Below are 4,213 nucleotides of genomic sequence, written 5' to 3'. Positions count from 1 at the left end.
GAGGAAATGTCGGCCATCATCGACCCTTTGCTCTGACGTCCGGGCCGCGCCGAAGCGATCGCGCTTCGGCGTTCTGGCCCATTTGTCTGGCCGCGGGTTCTCGTCGCAAAACCGCGGAACACTTTTGCGGAACCCGCTCATGGGGCGGCGCGAATGAAGTTTTCGCGCCTTCGCCTCCTCGGTTTCAAGTCCTTCGTCGAGCCCGGCGAGTTCGTCATCGAACGCGGGCTGACCGGCATCGTCGGGCCGAACGGCTGCGGCAAGTCGAACCTTGTCGAGGCGCTGCGCTGGGTAATGGGCGAAAGCTCCTACAAGAACATGCGCGCGTCCGGCATGGACGACGTGATCTTTTCCGGCTCTGGCGCACGGCCGGCCCGCAACACCGCCGAAGTCACGCTGTTCCTCGACAATAGCGACCGCACGGCGCCCGCCGCCTTCAACGATGCCGACGAACTGCAGGTGTCGCGCCGCATCGAGCGCGAGGCGGGCTCGCTCTACCGCATCAACGGCAAGGAAGCGCGCGCCAAGGACGTGCAACTGCTCTTCGCCGACCAGTCGACCGGCGCGCGCTCACCCTCGATGGTCGGGCAGGGCCGCATCGGTGAGCTGATCCAGGCAAAACCGCAGGCCCGGCGCGCGCTTCTCGAAGAGGCTGCGGGCATTTCCGGCCTGCACACGCGCCGGCACGAGGCCGAACTGAGACTGAAGGCGGCCGAGCAGAACCTCGAGCGGCTGGACGACGTCGTCGGCGAGTTGGAAAGCCAGATCGAGAGCCTGAAGCGCCAGGCGCGCCAGGCCTCGCGCTTCAAGAACCTGTCGGCCGATATCCGCAAGGCCGAGGCGACGCTGCTGCATCTGCGCTGGACGCTGGCCAAGACCCAGGAAGGCGAGGCGCGCTCGGCGCTTGCCGTAGCAACCACGCTGGTCGGCGACCGCGCCGCCGCCCAGATGGCGGCCGCCAGGGAGCAGGGCATCGCCGCGCACCGGCTGCCGGACCTGCGCGACGCCGAAGCCGCCGCCGCTGCTGCCTTCCAGCGCCTGTCGATCGCCAAGACGCAGATCGAAGAGGAAGCCGGCCGCATCCGCTCGCGCCAGGCCGAGCTGGAACGCCGGCTGCAGCAACTCGACGCCGACATCGCCCGCGAGGAGCGGATGGTGCGCGACAATGCCGACATCCTGGAGCGTCTTCGCACCGAGGAAGCCGAGCTCAATTCGGAAAACGCTGGCGCCGCCGAACGCGAGGCCACCACGCGCGCCGCTTTCGAGCAGGCCGGCGCGACGCTCTCGCAAAGCGAAGCAAAACTTGCTGCGCTGACGGCCGAACGCGCCGAGGCGGCCGCCTCGCGCCACCAGATCGAGCGCACCTTGCGCGAGACCGCCGAGCGCCGCGACCGCTTCGCCCGCCAGCTTGCCGAGGTCGACCGCGAGCTTTCCGACATCGTCGCGCGCATTTCCGGCCTGCCCGATCCCGCCGAGAAGCGCCTGCTTGTCGAGGACGCGCTCGCCCGCCTGGAGGAGAGCGAGCTAGGTGCCATTGCCGCCGAGCAGGCGGTCGCCGAGGCGCGCGCCGCCGAGAATGCCGCCCGTCCGCCGCTGCAGGACGCCAAGGCCGAATCGCAGCGCATCGAGACCGAAGCGCGCACGCTGGCCAAGATCCTCAATGCCGCAAGTGGCGACCTCTTCCCTTCGGTGCTCGAGCAGATCAGCGTTGAGCGCGGCTACGAGACCGCGCTTGGTGCGGCGCTGGGCGAGGACCTCGATGTCCCGCTCGACCGCAGCGCCCCGGTGCACTGGGGCGAGAGCGCGGTCCAGCCCGGCGATGCGGCGCTGCCCGAAGGCGTGAAGAGCCTAGCGAGTGTGGTGCGCGCGCCGGCGCAGCTTGCCCGCCGGCTGGCTCAGATCGGCATCGTCGATGGCGCCGACGGCCGCCGTCTGCAGGCGCTTCTGGCACCGGGCCAGCGGCTGGTCAGCCGCGACGGCGCGCTCTGGCGCTGGGACGGGCTCACCGCCAGCGCCGATGCTCCGACTGCGGCCGCGCAGCGGCTGGCGCAGAAGAACCGTCTGGCCGAGCTCGATGCCGAAGCCGTGCAGGCGACACGCGTCGTGCGCGAGGCCGAGGAAGCACTGGCGCGCGCCGAGCAGGCGATGCGCCAGGCGAGCGAGGCCGAGCGCAACGCGCGCCAGGCCGGCCGCGATGCCCAGCACGGGCTGGATGCCGCGCGCAATGCGCTGGCCGAGGCCGAAAAGGCCGGCGGCGAGCTGGCGAGCCGGCGTGCCGCGCAGGAGGAGGCGCGTGCCCGCATCGTCGACAGCCATGAAGAGACGCAAGCGGCCTTCCTCGAAGCCGAGGAGATGCTGAAGGACGCGCCCGATCTCGGCGATCTCCAATTGCAGCTCGAACAGGTCTCCGCCAACGTCGCGCGCGACCGTGCCACACTTGCCGATGCCCGCGCCGTGCATGAAGGATTGCGGCGCGAGGCAGAGGCGCGCATGCGCAGGCTCGACGCCATCGGCACGGAGCGCAAGAACTGGCTGGAGCGCGCCGAGAATGCCTCGACGCAGATCGCCGCTCTCGGTGAACGCAAGGCCGAAGCCGAAGCCGAGCGCGAGAGGCTGGCCGACGCGCCCGATGAGATCGACACCAAGCGCCGCGCGCTGCTGTCGCAGCTTTCCGAGGCCGAGACGCTGCGCCAGGCCGCCGGCGACCGCCTGCAGGAAGCGGAAAACAAGCAGGCCGAGCTCGACAAGGCGGCGACCGCCGCCATCCAGTCGCTCGCCGAAGCGCGCGAAACCCGCGTCCGCGCCGAGGAGCGGCTGACGGCGGCCGACGAGCGGCGCGCCGAGGTCGAGGCGCGCATCCAGGAAGCGCTGAACACGCCGCCGCATCTCGTCATCAAGCATACCGGTCTCGAAGCCGACGATCCGATGCCCGACATGGCCGAGGTCGAGCGCCAGCTCGACCGGCTGAAGATCGAGCGCGAGCGCCTCGGCGCCGTCAATCTGCGCGCCGAGGAGGAGCAGCGGGAGCTGTCCGAGCGTTTGGAGACCATCGTTTCCGAGCGCGAGGACATTATCGAGGCGATCCGCAAGCTGCGTCAGGCGATCCAGAGCCTCAACCGCGAAGGCCGCGAACGGCTGCTGTCGGCCTTCGAGGTGGTCAACGGCCATTTCCAGCGGCTGTTCTCGCATCTGTTCGGCGGCGGCACCGCCGAGCTGCAGCTCATCGAGTCGGAAGATCCGCTGGAGGCGGGGCTCGAAATCCTTGCCCGTCCTCCCGGCAAGAAGCCGCAGACCATGACGCTGCTGTCCGGCGGCGAGCAGGCGCTGACGGCGATGTCGCTGATCTTTGCCGTCTTCCTCACCAATCCGGCGCCGATCTGCGTCCTCGACGAGGTCGACGCGCCGCTCGACGACCACAATGTCGAGCGCTTCTGCAATCTGATGGAAGAGATGGCGAAGACCACCGAGACGCGCTTCGTCATCATCACCCACAACCCGATCACCATGGCGCGCATGGACCGGCTGTTCGGCGTCACCATGGCCGAGCAGGGCGTCAGCCAGCTTGTCTCGGTCGACCTGCAGGCGGCCGAGGCAATGCGCGAGGCGAGCTGAGGTAGCTGACCGCCCGGATCGACTGGGTTACTTCTTCGGTGCCGTGGCCGGCGCTGTGTAGCGGCGGCGCACGGCCTCCAGCACGCGCTTGCGGCTCTCCTCTGGCGACAGACGCTTGTCCTTCTCGGCCTCGGCCGTCTCGCGTGCCAGCTCCTTGTCCCTGATCTGTTGGCGGAACCATTTGGAATAGTCGCCGGCGCGCAGGTGATACTCCCAGGTCTTGTCGTCGATGCCTTCCGCCATCCGGGCGAAGATGATCAGATTGTAGGCCCTCAGATTCATCGCCTTTTTTGGCCCGGTGAAATAGAAGCTGGCGGCTTCATCGAGCTCGCCTTCGGCATATTTGCGGCTGTGCCGCTTCAGCGACTGGTCGGGTTCGATCGCCTTGACGGGGAAAGGCTTCTTGTCGTCCTGCGGCCGCCACAACAGCACACGGTCGCCCTTTGGCGTCGGGATATTCTTCGGCGCCTCCAGCCCGGCCTCCTTGCAAAAGGTTTTGATGACGCCCTTCGCCTTTGGGCCGAGGGCAATGACCGCCGTCACCAAACGCAAGGCACCTGTCGAGAGCGCTTCCGGATGCACGGTGATCAGCACCGTGCCC

The 4,213-nt window shown here is 68.6% G+C and carries 1 protein-coding gene and 1 pseudogene; one reads left to right on the top strand and one right to left on the bottom strand.

Annotation, left to right across the window (positions count from 1 at the left end):
• The first annotated feature begins 153 nt into the window (after positions 1 to 153).
• The gene (smc, locus tag EOA38_RS29485; RefSeq protein WP_127300887.1) at positions 154 to 3,612 is read left to right on the top strand and encodes a chromosome segregation protein SMC; all 3,459 of its coding nucleotides are present in this window, start codon (positions 154 to 156) and stop codon (positions 3,610 to 3,612) included.
• A gap of 27 nt (positions 3,613 to 3,639) precedes the next feature.
• Here the strand turns inward: smc and EOA38_RS29480 are convergent.
• Positions 3,640 to 4,213, bottom strand: a pseudogene (locus EOA38_RS29480) (phosphoglycolate phosphatase); the annotation flags it as partial.

This window comes from Mesorhizobium sp. M1E.F.Ca.ET.041.01.1.1 (genome assembly GCF_003997355.1).
In the GTDB taxonomy this organism is placed as follows: Bacteria; Pseudomonadota; Alphaproteobacteria; order Rhizobiales; family Rhizobiaceae; genus Mesorhizobium.
Note: the sequence above shows the minus strand (reverse complement) of the source record. Positions and strands in the feature narration are given on the sequence as shown.

Excerpts from the sequence above, each read along its gene's own strand:
- smc (WP_127300887.1), top strand. The coding sequence starts at position 154 with ATGAAGTTTTCGCGCCTTCGCCTCCTCGGTTTCAAGTCCTTCGTCGAG.